19 protein-coding genes are annotated in these 17,434 nt (G+C 40.9%); 9 read left to right on the forward strand and 10 right to left on the reverse strand.

Annotation, left to right across the window (positions count from 1 at the left end):
• Positions 1-121: 121 nt before the first annotated feature.
• A complete protein-coding gene (locus G7Y42_RS10050; RefSeq protein ID WP_165005829.1) occupies positions 122-397 on the forward strand; it encodes a hypothetical protein in 276 nt (91 codons plus the stop codon).
• 423 nt (positions 398-820) lie between these two features.
• A complete protein-coding gene (locus G7Y42_RS10055; protein ID WP_165005926.1) occupies positions 821-1,267 on the forward strand; it encodes a Spx/MgsR family RNA polymerase-binding regulatory protein in 447 nt (148 codons plus the stop codon).
• Positions 1,268-1,450: 183 nt separating this feature from the next.
• Here G7Y42_RS10055 and G7Y42_RS10060 read toward each other — a convergent pair whose 3' ends face one another.
• The 4 genes from G7Y42_RS10060 to G7Y42_RS10075 all read right to left on the reverse strand — a co-directional run bounded on the left by G7Y42_RS10060 (position 1,451) and on the right by G7Y42_RS10075 (position 4,680).
• Positions 1,451-2,200, reverse strand: a complete 750-nt coding sequence (locus G7Y42_RS10060; protein WP_165005828.1) for a permease prefix domain 1-containing protein — start codon at positions 2,198-2,200, stop codon at positions 1,451-1,453.
• Positions 2,201-2,527 (reverse strand): PadR family transcriptional regulator, encoded by a 327-nt coding sequence (locus G7Y42_RS10065; RefSeq protein WP_165005827.1) that lies wholly within the window; start codon positions 2,525-2,527, stop codon positions 2,201-2,203.
• Positions 2,528-2,760: 233 nt separating this feature from the next.
• Positions 2,761-3,201 (reverse strand): universal stress protein, encoded by a 441-nt coding sequence (locus G7Y42_RS10070; protein WP_165005826.1) that lies wholly within the window; start codon positions 3,199-3,201, stop codon positions 2,761-2,763.
• Positions 3,202-3,279: 78 nt separating this feature from the next.
• Positions 3,280-4,680: a glycoside hydrolase family 1 protein gene (locus G7Y42_RS10075; RefSeq protein WP_165005825.1), complete on the reverse strand. Its 1,401-nt coding sequence runs from the start codon at positions 4,678-4,680 to the stop codon at positions 3,280-3,282.
• A 150-nt stretch (positions 4,681-4,830) separates the two neighbouring features.
• On the opposite strand from G7Y42_RS10075, the gene celB reads away from it, so the two are divergent.
• The 4 genes from celB (at position 4,831) to G7Y42_RS10095 (ending at position 9,761) form a co-directional block, all read left to right on the forward strand.
• Positions 4,831-6,102 carry a PTS cellobiose transporter subunit IIC gene (gene celB / locus G7Y42_RS10080; RefSeq protein WP_165005824.1) on the forward strand — a complete coding sequence of 424 codons (1,272 nt, stop codon included), beginning with the start codon at positions 4,831-4,833 and terminating at the stop codon, positions 6,100-6,102.
• 884 nt (positions 6,103-6,986) lie between these two features.
• On the forward strand, positions 6,987-7,709 hold the full coding sequence (locus G7Y42_RS10085; protein WP_165005925.1) for a GntR family transcriptional regulator: 723 nt from the start codon (positions 6,987-6,989) through the stop codon (positions 7,707-7,709).
• Positions 7,710-8,141: 432 nt separating this feature from the next.
• A complete protein-coding gene (locus G7Y42_RS10090; RefSeq protein ID WP_165005823.1) occupies positions 8,142-9,116 on the forward strand; it encodes a ring-cleaving dioxygenase in 975 nt (324 codons plus the stop codon).
• Between the two features lie 42 nt (positions 9,117-9,158).
• Positions 9,159-9,761 carry an alpha/beta hydrolase gene (locus G7Y42_RS10095; protein WP_165005822.1) on the forward strand — a complete coding sequence of 201 codons (603 nt, stop codon included), beginning with the start codon at positions 9,159-9,161 and terminating at the stop codon, positions 9,759-9,761.
• An 83-nt stretch (positions 9,762-9,844) separates the two neighbouring features.
• Here the strand turns inward: G7Y42_RS10095 and G7Y42_RS10100 are convergent, their stop codons facing one another.
• The 5 genes from G7Y42_RS10100 to G7Y42_RS10120 form a co-directional block, all read right to left on the reverse strand.
• Positions 9,845-10,597 (reverse strand): class II aldolase/adducin family protein, encoded by a 753-nt coding sequence (locus tag G7Y42_RS10100; RefSeq protein WP_165005821.1) that lies wholly within the window; start codon positions 10,595-10,597, stop codon positions 9,845-9,847.
• 13 nt (positions 10,598-10,610) lie between these two features.
• Complete coding sequence (locus G7Y42_RS10105; protein WP_165005820.1) at positions 10,611-10,871, reverse strand: hypothetical protein; 261 nt, start codon at positions 10,869-10,871, stop codon at positions 10,611-10,613.
• Positions 10,872-10,895: 24 nt separating this feature from the next.
• The gene (locus G7Y42_RS10110) at positions 10,896-12,257 is read right to left on the reverse strand and encodes a PTS transporter subunit IIC (protein WP_165005819.1); all 1,362 of its coding nucleotides are present in this window, start codon (positions 12,255-12,257) and stop codon (positions 10,896-10,898) included.
• 72 nt (positions 12,258-12,329) lie between these two features.
• Positions 12,330-12,629, reverse strand: coding sequence for a PTS sugar transporter subunit IIB (locus tag G7Y42_RS10115; protein ID WP_165005818.1), 300 nt, complete (start codon positions 12,627-12,629; stop codon positions 12,330-12,332).
• A gap of 10 nt (positions 12,630-12,639) precedes the next feature.
• Positions 12,640-13,098: a PTS sugar transporter subunit IIA gene (locus G7Y42_RS10120; protein WP_165005817.1), complete on the reverse strand. Its 459-nt coding sequence runs from the start codon at positions 13,096-13,098 to the stop codon at positions 12,640-12,642.
• A 225-nt stretch (positions 13,099-13,323) separates the two neighbouring features.
• Between G7Y42_RS10120 and G7Y42_RS10125 the strand changes: the two genes are divergently transcribed.
• Positions 13,324-14,115 (forward strand): DeoR/GlpR family DNA-binding transcription regulator, encoded by a 792-nt coding sequence (locus G7Y42_RS10125; protein WP_165005816.1) that lies wholly within the window; start codon positions 13,324-13,326, stop codon positions 14,113-14,115.
• Entirely contained in the window at positions 14,081-15,034 is a 954-nt protein-coding gene (locus G7Y42_RS10130) for a 1-phosphofructokinase family hexose kinase (RefSeq protein WP_165005815.1), read from the forward strand. Before G7Y42_RS10125 ends, G7Y42_RS10130 begins: the two co-directional genes overlap by 35 nt.
• Before the next feature lie 179 nt (positions 15,035-15,213).
• On the opposite strand, the gene G7Y42_RS10135 is transcribed toward G7Y42_RS10130, so the two are convergent.
• Positions 15,214-16,236: an LLM class flavin-dependent oxidoreductase gene (locus G7Y42_RS10135; protein ID WP_165005814.1), complete on the reverse strand. Its 1,023-nt coding sequence runs from the start codon at positions 16,234-16,236 to the stop codon at positions 15,214-15,216.
• A gap of 515 nt (positions 16,237-16,751) precedes the next feature.
• Here G7Y42_RS10135 and G7Y42_RS10140 point away from each other — a divergent pair.
• The gene (locus G7Y42_RS10140; RefSeq protein WP_165005813.1) at positions 16,752-17,036 is read left to right on the forward strand and encodes a hypothetical protein; all 285 of its coding nucleotides are present in this window, start codon (positions 16,752-16,754) and stop codon (positions 17,034-17,036) included.
• The last annotated feature ends 398 nt before the right edge of the window (positions 17,037-17,434 follow it).

Genomic DNA, 17,434 nt, shown 5'->3' on the forward strand with positions numbered 1-17,434 from the left:
AATGATTACGTTATCGAATACCGGTCATTTGATTTTTGAATACTTCGCTCTTCATCCTTGAATCTGCTCTTCTTGTATAGTTATTATTTTCTTGAAATACAGTATAAAAGAAGGTGATGAAATGAAACTCGAAGATAAGAAAGTCATTTTGAAAAAAATCAGGCATCTGCCAGACCGATTCGATGACTATACGATTTATTCCTATAAAAAAGACAGATGTCTAAAAGTTCATACGCAACATACAGAAAAAGGATCGACTTACATTCTGCAAGAACAGGGTTTCCAACATCAGACCTATTTTTTTGACGAAAAAAAGGAATTCCATAAAAAATTGAAAAAGCTGATTGAACTAGAATTTCCTCGTAGTCGAAAACTCTATATAAACAAACGATTCTGATTCTCCTTCAGAAGCGATTAGGCCATGTTTTCTATCATAGCCTAATAATCCTTTATAACAACTATAACCAAACAGAATAAAAAATATACTTTCTATAAGTTATAATGATGTTGTTACATGGTTCATCTGGCAAAAATTCAAGATTTCGATTTCACACTAAGTAAGTCCAGATGAACCGTGGACCCTTCTTCAAATTGTAGAACCCTTTTTCCGGAGGAGCTGCAGCATAAGCCAAAAACCATTTCAGAAGCCAAATCCAGCGATATTCTTTCTATTACTGCCATCGCCTATCCAAGACTATAGAAAGTATTTCTGAGGATTATCGGACTGTTTTAGTTATTGATGCTTATGTTACAGCTCCTTAACTATTAATTTTCATTATAAATTCGACAAATCCAAGGAGTATTCAGGGAGTTTCTTATGATGCTTACGCTCTATTCTTCTCGTTCTCATAGTTATCATCTGATGGTGAAGTGGCTGAATACGCATCAGATGCCTTACAGAGAACGTATTTTCACACAAAAACAGCCTTTGACAAAAAAAGAAATCTTTTATTTACTGTCTTTGACAGAAAACGGCTTCGATGACTTGTTAGCCAAACGCTCGACCGATTATCAGCATTTGAAAGAAAAGATCGAACACTGCTCAACCTTTGAGCTTGTGGATCTGATGATTTCCCATATTTCTTTATTGCAACGACCTATCCTCACTGATGGGAAAAAATTATTAGTCGGATTCAGCGAAGAGAGTATGCGGATCTTCATTCCCATACAGTGGCGGAGGAGACAGCTACAAGAAGTTTATGCAGATTTTACATGGGTACGCAATGATCCAGAACTAAGTGATGATTTTTTAGATGATTATCTATAGAAGTATCTCAGTACAGAAAATATGCCCTCCTTTTGAAACGAACAAAAAGACGACTGAGAACCCATGAATTCTCAGCCGTCTTTCTTTTTTTGTTATGCTATATCCTGAAGAACGTAAATGTACGAGATGCCTTACAATTGGACAGCAAGTCACGACTTCTCATACACGGTGTTCCAACCTTTCTCACCACGTATACTGGCTTTGGTTGAATTGGCGATAGGAATGCCAGACAAGACTGCCATAGATGATCAAAAAGATGCCTATTCCCGCAGTAACGAAAAAGGCTGTAGCTCCCAGTCCGCCATCCATGTACCATAAAAGAGAAGCTATGACCGGAAAAAAGGCACAGATACAAAAACCGATCCCTAAGACTAGAGATGCGCCAAAACTTCGACGATACTTTTCTTCCCTCAGACGAGCTTCTGCTAATACCTTTCCTGAAACTTCCCGATGATGCACATAACGGTTCAGCTGATTGATCTTCATTCCAGATACAATGAAAAAACCGATTGATATTGCTAGCCCGAAAAGCAGGCAAGCAAAACCGACGAAGGGGGAACCATAAGACGCAAAGAAAAGAAACCCTGCAAAGGACAAGCAGCTGAGAAGAACGCCTGAAGCCAACTGGAAGCTTGCCCGCTTGTATTCCTTCCAGTAATTCTCTGCTTCACTCAAATGAATCGAAGGAAACTGTTCACCCGACTGAGTAGAAGCCGTTTCTTTTTCAACATTCAGTTCTTCTAAAAGTTCATCGATCGAGCCAAATGTCGAGATGACTGTACCGACAGCTTCGTGTTCATTCTTTCCTTCATTGATCAGTTCATGATAATGATCTTCCATATTTGCGAGCAAATCCGCTCTTAATTTTTCGATTTCACTGCTTTCGGGTACGCCGATAAAAAGACTGTCTAAATAATTACGAATTGTATCCACTTATTTTCCCTCCAAAAATTGATTGACAACAAATTTTGTTGTCTGCCACTCCTGCGTTTTTTGTGCTAAAAGAGTACGTCCTTCTTCTGTGATCTTATAATAAGTCCGTTTTTTCCCATGGGTCACTTCGCCAGGATAAGAAACGATCAACCGATTTTTTTCCAAGCGAGCAAATACGGAGTAAAGAGTGGTTTCCTTGATCACATAGGAATCTTCCGTTCTCTCACGGATTTTTTTTGAGATCTCATAGCCGTATGAATCGCCTTGATCAAGAATAGCCAAAATAATCGCATCGTTGTAACCGCGTATCCCATCACTTGAAATCATTCTTTCCCCTCCACATTACTCCATCTGTCGTTGTAATCATTATACAATTTTTACTACGACAGGTAAAGTAATATTTTTTACAAAAACTGCAGCTAGATCGTTTCGCTGAAAAATCGATGACCTTAGTTATATAAAAAAAGAAACACTAGAATGTTCCCTCTTTTGGGATTGATTGGCTAGACAAAAAACGCAGTCGAACGTTTCCGCTCGACTGCGTAGCTGTTTGTTAGTGATTATTTCACGACCATGACATTACATGGCGCATGATTGACTACATAAGAAGTGATGGAACCAACTAATGCACGTTCCACGGCATTCAGCCCTGTGGAGCCCATCACGATCAAATCGATCGGTTCTTTGGATTCATGGAAATTCGCAATCAGGGTCTTTGGATAACCATACAAGATATGGGTCTCGATATCTGTCAATCCTTTTTCAATCGCCAGATTCCGGTGTTCGTTCATTTGTTTCTCTGCTACTTCGTCTAGTTCTTCTTGCAGATTCGTCGTCACAAAAGCAAAATCGCCAAAATAATTTCCTGTGACTTCGTTGACGTAAAGGATGTGCAAAGTTGCGTGGTTGCGTTTAGCAATTGTGATCGCCTCCAGAAATGCTTTCTCTGCCTTTTCTGAACCGTCGATTGCTACTAAAATGTTTTGATAAGTGTCTACCATTGTAAACGCCTCCTTTACATTTAGTTTAGCACGATTATTTTAGAACTACAAATATTTTGTGAACGATTTCTTTAAAAATCATTCTGCTTCAAACCCATTTTTTTCTGAAACCTTTTTGAACCAACGACCGGATTTTTTGATCGTCCGTTTGCCGTCCTGCTTCAGATCGACCGCAATAAATCCGTAGCGGTTTTTATACGCGTTCGTCCATGACCAGTTGTCCATGCATGTCCACATATGATATCCTACACAATTCGTGCCTTCTTGGATCGCCTGATGGACATATTTCAGATGCTCTGTGACAAATTCGATCCGGTAATCATCTTCGATCACCCCTTCATCATTGACGAATCGCTCTTCTCCTTCTACGCCCATGCCGTTTTCGGAGATGTAACACTTGATGTTCCCGTAATTCTCTCGTGTATTCGTCAGAATATCGTAGATGCCTTTTTCGTAGATTTCCCAGCCGCGGTAAGGGTTCATTTTTTTGCCAGGCATGTCATAGTTGTCAAAGTAATCGTCCGGCATCGGCCCGTGTTCATGATCAATTGGCATTTCTTTTGCTTTGATCCGGCGAGGCTGGTAGTAATTGATCCCTAAAAGATCGACTGTGTTCTGACGAATCAGTGCTAAATCTCCTTCTCTCATTTCAGGAAGAAGGTTTAGCTCCTTGATGATCTCGATCAGTTCTTTTGGAAATTCCCCTTTGACCGCAGGATCGAGGAAGGAACGATTGAAGAAAGCATCAGCGATTCTTGCCGCTTTCACATCTTCCGGATTGTTTTCATCTCTAGGATAGCTTGGCGTCAAATTCAAAATAATGCCGATCTCTCCATCTTGTCCAGATTCATGATATGCTTTGACCGCTTTGGCACTCGCTAGGTTTTCATGGAAACCGACTTGCACTGCTTCTTTCATATCGACATGATTCGGGAAATGGAACTGATACAAATAACCGCCTTCTATCGGTACGATCGGTTCATTGTGTGTGAACCATTTCTTGACTAGGTCACCGAACAATTCAAAACAAGCAGCCGCATAAGAAACATAGGCATCGACCGTTTCTCTGGACAACCAACCTCCTTTTTCCTGTAATGGCAGCGGCATATCGAAATGATAAAGATTGACGAACGGCTCGATTCCGTTATTTCGCAGTTCCGTAAAATAATCTCTGTAAAAAGAAACTGCTTTTTGATTGATCTCTCCTGTCCCATTGGGAATAAGGCGACTCCACTGGATGGATGTACGAAACGTATTATGTCCTGTTTCTTTCATCAATTGGACGTCTTCTTTGTATTTGGTATAAACTTGTGATGTTTTTTCAGGTCCGACTTGATCGAAAAATTTCTCTGGTTCTAATCCGTACCAGTGATCCCAAATATTTTCTCCTTTGCCGTCTCCTGCTACTCTGCCTTCTGTTTGCGGTCCGCTTGCAGCAGAGCCCCACCAGAAATTTTTTGGAAATGTATAAGTCCGCATGTTATCTCCTCACTTTTTCATTTTGATATCGTTATTATAACCAATCGTCAAAAATAAATCAATACTTTTTAAATAAATGACTAGACATTTAAAATATTCAGCGTTATACTCTGTATGTAATCGATTGCAAATAAATTTGAGGTGAATAAAATGAACGGTTTTATGGACAAGCTTTCTGAGAAAATCATGCCCTTAGCTAATCTATTAGGGCAAAATCGTTACCTGACTGTCTTGCGGGATGCTTTCATGCTTTCTTTTCCCCTGACGATGTTCGGTTCGATCGTTGTTGTTATCAATAATCTGCCTTTTTTCAGTGATGGGACGAAAGGCACGCTGACCACTTTATTCGGAAATGGACAGAATGCCACAATGAGTATCATGTCTGTGTTTGTTACTTTTGGTATCGGCTATTATTTATCGAAATCCTATGATGTCGAAGGTATTTTCGGCGGTGCTGTTTCTTTTGCCAGTTTCTTGATCCTCACTCCATTCGTCATGACATCTCCTGGAGGCGAAGAAATCACTGGAGTTCTTTCACTGGACCGTTTGGGTGCAAAAGGGATGTTTATCGGAATGATCGCTGCTTTCTTAGCTGGTGAAATCTACTGCAGAATCACCAAACGCGGGTGGCAGATCAAAATGCCTGACGGTGTTCCGCCTGCAGTCACTAAATCATTTGCAGCTCTGATTCCTGCTGTAGTCACTTTGACAGTATTTTTGATCATCAATGCAATCATGACGGGTGTCTTCAATGCCAATCTCCACGATGTCGTTTATGAAGTGATCCAAAAACCATTGACTGGTTTAGGAAGCAGTTTGCCTGCGACACTGATTGCATTATTCTTTGTCCAATTCTTGTGGTTCTTCGGGCTTCATGGACAGATTATTGTCAATTCTGTCATGGACCCAATCTGGAATACTCTGATGCTTGATAATCTGGAAGCTTATCAGCACGGAAAAGAGCTTCCTCATATCATCTCTAAACCATTTATGGAAACCTTTACTGTTGGGATCGGTGGTTCTGGCATGACTTTGGCAGTTGTCTTATTGATGGCGTTCGTTCTTAAGAAAAAACAATATCGGGATGTCGGTCGTCTGGCTTTAGCACCAGGTATCTTCAATGTGAATGAACCAGCGATTTTCGGGTTGCCGATTGTCTTGAATGCGACGATCCTGATTCCTTGGATCATTGCTCCTCTGATCGTGACTGTTTTCAACTATTCTATGATGGCAGCTGGGATCGTTCCTGCTCCGACAGGTGTTTCAGTACCATGGACAGTGCCGATCATTGCAAGCGGTGTCTTAGCGACAAATTCATGGCTTGGCGGATTGCTCCAAGTAGTCGATTTCGTGATTGTCGCCTTCATCTGGTATCCATTCTTGAAAGTTCTAGATAAACAACCTGATTTGGATATCGCCTAGTTCGATCACTAAGAGCTGTGACTTTGGTCGCTGCTCTTTTTTTACGGCTGCCAAAGGTTGTGACAGAAGTGGGCAGCTTCCAGAAATTTCGGCTTATTTTCGAAGAAGCTACTTCTGGAACATCGTGTATGAGGTTGTGACAGTGTCGTTCAGCTTTGAGGGATAAGAAAAATTTTGTGAAAATGGCTTCTCACATTTTTGCATAAATTAGGCTTATCTCCGAAAAGTTGGCACTGGAACACCGTGAATCAGAGGTTGTGACAGTGTCGTTCAGCTTTGAGGGCCAAGTAGGTACGTTGCATCATCGAATCACTGATGTTCTTCGTGATTTAACGCAATAAGAAAAATTTTGTGAAAATGGCTTCTCACATTTTTGCATAAATTAGGCTTATCTCCGAAAAGTTGGCACTGGAACACCGTGTATGAGGTTGTGACAACTGCGTTTTGACCTGAGTATTAGAGAAGAAAAATGTAAAATAGCTCTCCATATTTTGCATTTTTATAAGCTAATACCGAAGGTCAGCAGATGGAACACCGTGTATCAGAGGTTGTGAGCCTGCCGTTTAACTCTGAGGCACAAGGAACAATCTCAACAAACAGCTTTTCATGTTTTATGAATATTGTGACTTGTGCCCGAGGCGTTGGCAGGAGAACACCGTTTATATCAAGAGGTCGTGAAAAAGCTGCCCTGTATCAAGTAGTAAGCCCAATCAGAGAAAAATAGCTTTCCATATTTTTCATCTGATTGGGCTTAGTGCCGTAGATGCAAGCTTTTGAATACCATTTATTCGACGACAAGTCTTTTGTCACAGCTCCAAAGCTTTTATATTCCGGCAGTTGTCGCCGGACGGATCTTTCGTTATACTCTAGAAGAGGTGAATAACGTGCCAAAATATGAAGAAATCGCAAATACATTAAGAGAGCGGATCCGTTCAGGGATTTATCCGCGCAATAGTTTTTTACCGAACCAAGTAGACTTGGTCGAAGAATTTGGTGCGAGCCGGATGACGATCAAGAAAGCGATCAATATCTTAGCAATGGAAGGTCTGGTCTACTCTCAGAGAGGTTCGGGAACGAAAATCTTGAACCATCCATTTTTGCAAAAGGATACTTCACCTGTCAATGAATACGAAGGACTCAGTCTTCAAATGCAACGCAGAAACCGCTCCTTGAAAAGCCATATCATCCAATTCGATGTGGAATTTCCGAGCCAGCTGATCCAGGAACGTTTGATGATCGGTGCCGAACAACCTGTTTACAACATCCACCGTTTACGGATTCTGGATGGTGAGCCTTATATCCTGGAGCATACCTTCATGCCTGTCCATTTAGTGCCCGGCTTAAAAAAAGAACATCTACTCGCTTCGATCTATGATTATCTGCACAAAGAATTAAACATCCATTTTGCAGGTGCTTATCGCGCGATCGCCGCAGATAAAAGCACAGCATTTGATCAGGAATACCTGAACTGTTCAGAAACAGATCCCGTTCTGGAAGTCCAGCAAGTCGTTTATCTGAAAGATGGCCAGCCGATCGAATGTTCATCCAGTAGAAACCGGTACGACGTCCGGAATTATTCGGTGTTGGATGTGAGATCCATGCAGTAAGAGGTTGCGTCAACTGCGTTTTGACCTGAGTATTAGAGAAGAAAAATGTAAAATAGCTCTCCATATTTTGCATTTTTATGAGCTAATACCGAAGGTCAGCAGTTGGAACACCGTGAATCAGAGGTCGTGAAAAAGCTGTTCTGCGTCAAGCAGTAAGAGTGATCAGAGAAAAATAGCTTCTCATATTTTCTTGTTCAGGGCCTTTATGACTAAACTGAAGCTGAATGACGTACGCGCCAAAGTCCAAACTTTTACAGAGTGTTTTTTACACTCTGTTTTTTTCTTCCTATAGTCATATCACCCCTAGCTTCTCCTCTACTCCACTTTGTTATTATTTCAAAAGACAAAATAGTTGCAAAAACACCCCTAACCTCCTATACTGTGTCTAACATCAATCACTTACTTTTTGTAAGTTAACAGGAGGAATATATTATGGACACACAAATCAGAGGGATCCACCATGTAACAGCGATGACATCTAGCGCAACAAAAATCTACCGCTTCTTCACGGATATTTTGGGTATGCGTTTGATCAAGAAAACAGTCAATCAAGACGATATCGAAACCTATCATCTCTACTTTACAGATGAAACAGGCGCACTTGGAACAGATATGACTTTCTTCGATTTTCCTAATCAGCCAAAAGGCAAAAAAGGCACTGATACGATCTCACGCGCTTCTTTCCGCGTTCCAAGTGATGCCGCTTTGGACTTCTGGCTAGAACGTTTCGAAAAATATGAAGTCGTTCACTCTGAGATCAATGAACGCTTCGGAAAAAAATATCTTGAATTTGAAGATTTCGATAACCAGTATTATCAATTGATCTCCGATGAACAAAACCAAGGAGTAGCAGCCGGTATCCCTTGGAAAAACAGCAATGTCCCTACAGAATTTGCGATCACTGGACTTGGACCAGTTTTCGTCCGTGTAAGTAACTTGGACCATATCCGTTTGATTCTGGAAAAAGTGTTAGGTTTTACTGAAACAGATCGCTCAGAAGACTTTTATCTATTCGAAATCGGCGAAGGTGGAAATGGCGCAAGCATCATTATCGAGCATCGTCCAGATTTACCGAAAGCCATCGAAGGATTCGGCAATATCCATCACTTAGCTTTGCGTGTAGCAGATAAAGAAGCTTTGCAATATTGGATCCAAGTCATCAATAAAATCGAATTGCCAAATTCTGGCTTTGTCGATCGTTTCTATTTCCAATCTGAATATTTCTTGGCTGCTACTCATGTGTTATTCGAGCTAGCAACAGACGGACCTGGATTCCTTGAAGATGAAACAGCAGAAACAGCAGGAGAAAAATTGTCCTTACCTCCATTCTTAGAAGAACGTAGAGAAGCAATCGAAGACTATGTCCGTCCATTCGATACAAGTGACGCGAACAAAAAACGAGAATAATTTTCTCCCAAAAACTCGGCAGTACGGCAAGGAGTGAATCAAATGAACTATCTCTTTGAAAAAGGCAGTACGAACAGTAAAAAGCTGATCTTACTACATGGTACAGGTGGCGACGAATATTCTCTTATGGAAATTGCTGGATTCCTTGCACCAGACAGCACGATCCTCTCCCTTCGAGGTACGATCGAAGAAGATGGCATGAATCGATTTTTCAAGCGAAACGGCTTGAATCAATTCGATCTCGACAGTCTAGAACAAGAAACAGATCGCTTACACGAAACAATCAAAGAAATCAGCGAAAACGAGCAGATTCCTTTAGAGGACTGGCTGCTTGTCGGCTATTCCAATGGTGCTAATATCGCTGCACATTTATTGCTAGAACGAGAAACCAAACTGAACAAAGGACTGTTCTTCCATCCGATGTCACTCGGTGTCCATCAAAGTCGAGCGTCCTTGGAAGACAAAACTGTCTGGCTCTCATATGGTGAGAACGATCCAATCGTCTCTCCTGCTTCCTTCAATACCTTAGCGCATCAATTCAAAGAAAGCCAAGCGAACCTCACAATCCAGCACACTGCCATGGGGCATCAGCTCACATTAGCAGAAGTGGAAAAAGCCAAAAGTTGGCTGGAACAAATGAAGTGATCCGTGAATCTTCATCACAATGAAACAGCACCCCTGCAAATCTGATTTGTGGGGTGCTGTTTTTTTGCATATTCAGTTAAACATCAATCCCCGCCCGCCGCAATGCTTGCATGGTTATAGATAGGAATACCGTGTCTCAATGCTTCTAGGTCTCCTACTTTTTCTCCTTTCGAATAAAAACCATCTGTTATGCCGAGTGCTTGGAAAATCGTCTGTTTATAAGCGATTTCTGCATTCCATTCGACCGTATCAAGGATTTGTAGTGCTTTATGGATGGCTTCGATTCCTGTTTCTCCACCTGTGTTGATCAACACGCCATGAGAGTTGAGCAGTAGCATATGCGGTAATCCTAGATGCTGTTTCTTGACATAGTCGCTTGTCAATTCCGCAAGCTCCTCCGAACAGTTCGGCTCAAATGCCATGACCGGAATCTCTTTTACTTTCGCCGTGGCTTCCGTCAAATTAGGCATAGGTAAGCCAGTGGTTGCCCAAAACATCGCATTTGGCGCATGTGCATGCAAGACAGCTTTGATTGCTGGATCAGTTTCATACATTGCTTCATGCATGTTGATCTCTCGAGTTAATTTTCCGACACCATCGATGATTTTTCGCGTTCTCGGTTCTACTACAAGCACTTGTGCGGGAGAAATCTCTCCAAGATACGCTTCTGACATCATCGTAGGTGTCATGATGATGTATTCTTTTCCTTGATCATCTGTTGTTTTAAAAGAAAAATTTCCACCTGCAACATTTGTATTTTTCCTTTCAAAAATCACTTTCACGATCCTTGCCATATCCTGTCGTTCTCTTTCAAATATCATTCGTCCATCTGACATAGCGATTCCTCCACTATCTTTTTATGAATCTTTTTTCTCGTATTATCTCTTTTGTTGCTTCTTTCAATTTCATCGATTCTTCTATTCTTCGCTTTCTTTTCTCATCTTGCTCTTTAAACAATATTTTATTCCCATTTTTGTAAATCAGGGTGGCACTCAACATGACCAATAGCTGAATTAGGATGTTTTGAGTGAATAGGCCATATAGGAAGCATAGGAATGTGAGGCCAAGAGCGATGGTCCATTTGAATTTTTCAGTTTCTTCTTTTTTCATTGGCTTTCCCGTACCATTCTCATGTCATTTCTGCAATTCAGCGTACCGCTCACTTGGCACTTTTGCTTTCATCATATATTTGTACAGCAGAATGAACAATCCTAAGAAAAGCACACAGCCGATCATAGCGACAATGTTCTTATTGAATGCCTCGGCAAACAAAATCCGGAATTCCGGCCCTTCAATGGATGACCAAGTGATCAATTGCCCTTTTTTGATTCCCTCTACCGCTCCACTTTTTTCTGCCAACCCGCTGAGGATCGGCGCAAGATAAGTAGCGCCATACAAATAGATAGGCATAGTGATCACTCCTAATATCAACATACGAGCCAAATTTCCTCCTGTCAGAAGCAATCCTCCTACCGCAATGGAATAGTTGATGATGCCGGCTAAAGGCAATACTTGGTTTCCTGGTAAAATAATGGCATAGCCGATAAACACAGGCACAAGCAAGATCGCCGTGACCCAAATCTCCGAACGGCCTGCTAAGATTGGCCAATCCAGTCCAATGTATACTTCTCGATCCTTGAATCTTTTTTTCATGAATTCTGACATCGCATCTGCTAATGGAGACAAAGATTGCATGAACATCTTAGAGATCATCGGGAACAGACTTAAGGCAGTCGCAGTCTGTACCGCTAGATTAAGAGAGCCCGAAACACCATACGCAGCAGCAAATCCAAGCCCTAATCCAATAAGAAATCCCATCACTGAGTTTTCGGAAAAGATCCCTATTTTTTTCTTCAGAGCATTCGTGTCCGCTCGTTTATTCAATGCCGGTATTTTATCCATAAGCATATTGAAAGGAAGCAACAACACAGCTGCCGAGGTCATGAAGTGCGTCACTGTCACTAAAGGAATGCCTGTGAGATCTTGGATGTGCTTTTGGAACATATCCCCAAGCTTTAATTCAAGTACAACTTGGACCATCGCTGTAAGAAATCCAGCTGCTAGACTACCTGACACATAATAAACTAAATACGCTGTCAATGCTTTGCCCCAAACATTCCACATATCGACATTCAATGTTTTCGTCCAATTCAAAAGCAGCAAGATGAAATTGACTCCGATCGTTACGGCAAAGAACAAAAAGGCATAGCTCCAAGACCACGTGATGCTCGCAGCTCCCGTCCAACCTAGATCGAGCGCTGGCAAACTGATCCCTGTATTTTTCGCTAACGCTTCTGAAGCTGGACTTACTGCGTTAGACATATAACCGATCACCATGGACATCCCGCTAAAAGCGATGCCCAGAGTCAGTGCAGACATGAATGCTTTTTTAAATCTCATCCCTGCCAGCAACCCAAGTAGTAGAATGATCAAAGGAACAAAAATCGCTGATCCTAGATTCAATACATAATTGATGATATTTTGGAAAACCTCCATAAGTGAACCTTCTTTCAAATTATAGTAGCTAAGGCAACAAAAGTGTCCTTTCAGTGAATTGATACGTCATTTTTACTGAATCAGCTCTTTGATACTGTCATACACAGAAGCCACGCCCATTCCTGTCAAAAAAGGAATCCCAGGGAATACTTCAACTCCTAGATTTTTTGCTTGTTCCAGGACTTCATCATCTGGCTGTGCTACATACACATAGATCCCTGCAGTTGGGAGTTCATTTTGGATCGATTTGTAATCGACTGCTTCTACCGGGAATGTGAGCCCATCGTCCTCTAGCATGCTTTGGATTTTACTAGCGATGGTCTGGCTGGTCGCTACTCCGCTTCCGCAAGCGACAATTAAACGTTTTTTCATATTCTTCCTCCTAAATATGGGTTGTCATAAGTTCATATATCTGTTGGGGCGTTTCTTGTTTCTTATAAGCTTCCACAAAATTTTCGTCCATAAACAAATTCATAAATGCTTGAAGCAATCCAACTTGCTCTTTTGGCTCTTTGATACCTAAAAAGAATAAATGCTCTACAGCCATTTTCTGATTGTCCCCCATCTGATAGAAATCGATCGGTTTTTCTAGCTGCATAATAAAAACGAATGGCTTTTCGACGTATCCACATTCCGAGTGCGGCAGCGCAATATTCAAATACTTCGTAATCAATCCTGTGGGAAACTCTTTCTCACGTGCCGTCAAACCAGTCAAGTAACTGTCAGTTACATACCCCAACTGCGCTAACTGGTTAGTAGCGATCAAAAAAGCTTCCTCTACACTTGACGCCTCAACTGCTAATTTCACCAGTTTAGGGTCAAACAACTTTCGATAATCCACGTATCTCTTCGCCCTCCTTTTTTGATAAACTTTGTTAATTTTTGTTCTACTAAGTTCATCTTTGTTTTACAAACACATTATATTTCTACCAATCTCGTTTGTCAACGCTTTCAAAAAGAATTATTTTGAAAAAATGAAACTACTTGAAAATAAAAAAGTTTATCTATATAATTAAAAAGAACAAAGTCGAACAAAAATTGACTTTTTGTTAAAGGAGTAATTCATATGCTGAAAAAAGAAAGACAAGAACGAATCCTGACATTGCTAGAGGAAGACTTCTTTTTAACCAATACAGAAATCGCTAACAAATTAGGTGTCTCAGAAATGACGATTCGAAGAGATGTCACTGAATTGGCAAACAATCAGAAGGTAAAAAAATTGTATGGCGGAGTCGAGCGAAAAGAACCTTATAATCGTGAACTCTCTACGCAGGAAAAAATCGATACGAATGTCGAAGAAAAAAAATATATCGGACAAATCATGAATAGCATCATCCAAGACCACTCAACGATCTACGTTGGTGCTGGAACGACGATTCTTTATGCTCTGCCGTTTATCCAAAAAAAGAATCTTTTTGTCATTACGAACAGTTTGATTGCATTCAATTATCTGAAGAATCATACACAATATCGGATTTTACTGACAGGCGGAGAGTTCTCGCCTGTGACAGAAGAATTTATCGGAGAAGTTGCCGAAAGATCGTTTGAACGGTTGAATGTCGATATCTCTTTTGCTGCTACAAATGGCATTTTCGAAAATAACGTGACTACTGCTCAGTTCATTGAAGGAGGGATTCAAAATGCCGCATTGAATGCGGCGAAAATAAAATGTGTAGTTGCAGATTATTCAAAATTAAATAAATCTGATATCTATACATTCAGAAATCTGTCAGAGTTTGATTATCTCATTACCGATAATAAGATTTCTGATGAAGATTTCAATCATTATTCGAAATATACAAAATTATTAAAGGAGCCTAAAAATGATCATTACGATTACGATGAATCCATCCATTGATTTTATCTACTTTACCAAGCAGTTCCGTTTAGGCACAATGACGCGATTCGATGCACCAGTCCGTTATGTAGGTGGAAAAGGTGTCAATTGCGGTCGCACTTCTTCTCTTTTAGGTTCAACTGTTGTCCTGACTGGCTTTTTAGGTGGCCATTTTGGGCAGATCATCCAAGAGATGTTGATGAAGGAACAGCGGTTCGTATTGAACTTCTTACCAATCGAAGAAGAAAGCAGAGGCGCTGTTACGATTATGCATGACCAAGGCACACAGACTGAGCTCGTGGAGGCGGGACCTAAAATCGATCATGCTCAAATTAAACGATTGATGACTGATATCAAACATCTTTATGAAAAAAACAAAGTTTCTGTCATTACCATCAACGGCTCTGTCAATAACAGCGATCCATTGGTTTATGTCGATTTATTGGCGTATATTCGGGAAAAGATCGATCCATCGATTCCGATACTCATGGATATTTCTGGGAAACATCTAGAAGCAGTATTACGAAGCAATGGTTACAAGCCCTTTTTCATCAAACCAAATCTACAGGAATTTTCAGAGATTATCCAACAGCGTATCACAAAAAAATCAGAAATCATCGCTCATCTGCAAAATAATCAGTTATTTGAAGGGATCGATATCATCATGGTTTCATGCGGTGCTGGAGGTGCTGTGGTGAAAGCGGACGGAAAAATCTGGGACATACGAATCCCTGAAATAAAAATCATCAACACGACAGGCTCTGGAGATGCGACAGTCGGCGGTTTTGCATATGCATTAGAACAAGAATACTCACTGACTGAAACCCTCCAATGTGCCATGGCCTGTGGGATGTCGAATACTCAACAATCCGAAGTCGGGGTGGTCGTGCCTTCAGACGTCAAACGATTTATGAAAAAGATCACTATTACGCCTCTTTAACTCACAGACGAAGTTTATACAAGACATTCAGGCCATGTTAGTGCCATCAATCTTCGAGTGGTAAGAAAAAGTTTGTACCAATGGCTTTCTACAATTTTGCATAAATTTGACTTATCATCATGAAAAGGAGCTTTGACAAGATATTTGTCAAAGCTCCTCTAATTAACCTCACTTTTCGATCAACGCCATCCTAATTCTGGAGCGATTTCTTTTACGATCGTTTCCAGTAAATGGATATTGTATTCTACACCCAATGTATTAGGGATCGTGACAAGCACGGTATCTGCTTCTTTGATTGCTTCATCTTCTGCCAGTTCCTTGACTAACTGTTCAGGTTCACCGGCAAAAGTCTTTCCGAAGATTGTCGGGTTCCGATGATAAGCGAGATAGCCGACAGAATCTTGCTGAGGCATCCCATCTTGTCCGAATAAACGACGATCGAGATCGGTGGTGATTGGTTGGATCGAACGAGTAACAAGCGTTCTTGGTTCAAAATCATGACCTGCTTGCTTCCACGCTTCTTTATATGTGCGCAGCTGATTGGCCTGCTGGATATGGAAAGGTTCGTTCGTTTCATAATTGACTAATGTAGATGATTGCAGATTCATTCCATGCTGTGCGGCCCAGATTGCTGTTTGTTTCGAACCTGCTCCCCACCAGATCCTTTGACGTAGTCCTTCTGAGTAAGGTTCGATCCGAAGTTTTCCTGGTCCTTGCGGGAACATTGGCTGTGGATTCGGTTCTGCAAAAGGTTTTCCTTCTAAAAGATCCAAGAATTCCAACGTACGCGCCCGTGCGATCTCTTTGATTTCTTCTTCGCTGTAATCGTAACCGAAGTAGTTCCAGCCGTCCAGCACCTGTTCAGGTGACCCGCGACCGACGCCTAACTGCACTCTTCCTTGTGTGATGATATCTGTCAATCCGGCATTTTCTGCCATATAATATGGATTTTCATAACGCATATCGATCAGCCCTGTGCCGATTTCGATCTTGCTTGTCTTTGCGCCGATTGCTGAGAGCAATGGGAATGGCGAACCAATCTGAGGTGCAAAGTGATGTACACGGAAAAATGCGCCGTCTATTCCGATTTTTTCTGCCTCGACAGCTAATTCGATCGATTGCAGATAAGCTTCTTCCGCTGTTTTAACAAGTGACCCTTGATCCATCCAATGACCAAAGCTTAAAAACCCGATCTTCTTCAAGATGATGACCTCCTCCAACCTTTCAAAAATGGAAGGTTTTTTATTTTTAACATGTCCTGATTTTACTACTTTTTTTCTAAAAAAACGAATAATCTTTCTCGCTAACAGGAAACACTATACTTAGACACTGCTAAATATATTGATTCGGTCATTTGCTGATAATATCCTGTTATTTGTTATTCATGATTGGATAAAGCGTGATTGCTACGATTTTTTTCATCTTTCCTCCACCTTTCTTTCTACACCACTAGTACATGAAAAATGGTTTCTTTTCATTGAGCACAAATTGATTCCGGGATAACGGAAATTTTTGGAATAAATACAGCTTTCGATCAACCGAACGATGAACACCTGTACTTGATAAATTTCGACTGATCCCTCACAATAAAGCTGAATCGATCTACTTTATTGAAGGCTACGTTATGGCTGATTGTGACACGTTGGTGAAAGGAAAAGATCTTCTGTCAATTTATCAAAAAAATACGGCATCATGGACTTGAAAGGAGGCAACTGAAATGAAAAACGAAAAATGTGACATCTCACCAAATCATCCAGTGAAAGAGAAGAAAATCGAAAGAATCGACGGCTACACGATCAAATATCATGCGAATGGAAAAACAATGTGGTCAAAAGGAAAAATGGTTTATGGAGAACCAGATGGATACTGGGAATGGTATCGCCTAGATGGTGTGATCAAACGTTCAGGACATTTTTCTAAAGGAAAACCTATTGGCGAATGGATCACCTATGACAGCCAAGGCAAGAAATATAAAGTCACCGATCGCGGGACAGGAGAATAACATAGATCTATTATTCCTGCACCGAAAAAGCCAAGGATCAGAGAGAAAACAGAAAACGGACTCGAAAGAAAAGCAAAACCCACAAAAATTGTAAGAGCAATTTTTGTGGGTTTTGGCTTATAATTTGGGGCTAGACTCTACTCGTCTCGACCGTCTATTTTAAAGCTTCTACATGGTTAAATCTGGATATATCTTCCATATCAAATTCTAATTGCTCAGCTGCATTGAGCTGTTCGCTGTAGTAACTAGCTACTCTTCAGCAGATTCAGGAGTTAAGTCACCAAAAGAAAAAATAAGATACGCACCTTTATTTTCCTGACAGATAGAATTGATAATGAGACCATTCTTTTGATCAACAAACAAGCTCTATTCTCTTTTCAGCAAATCCAGCACCAGCT

Source organism: Enterococcus sp. ZJ1622 (assembly GCF_011038845.1).
Classification (GTDB): domain Bacteria; phylum Bacillota; class Bacilli; order Lactobacillales; family Enterococcaceae; genus Enterococcus_B.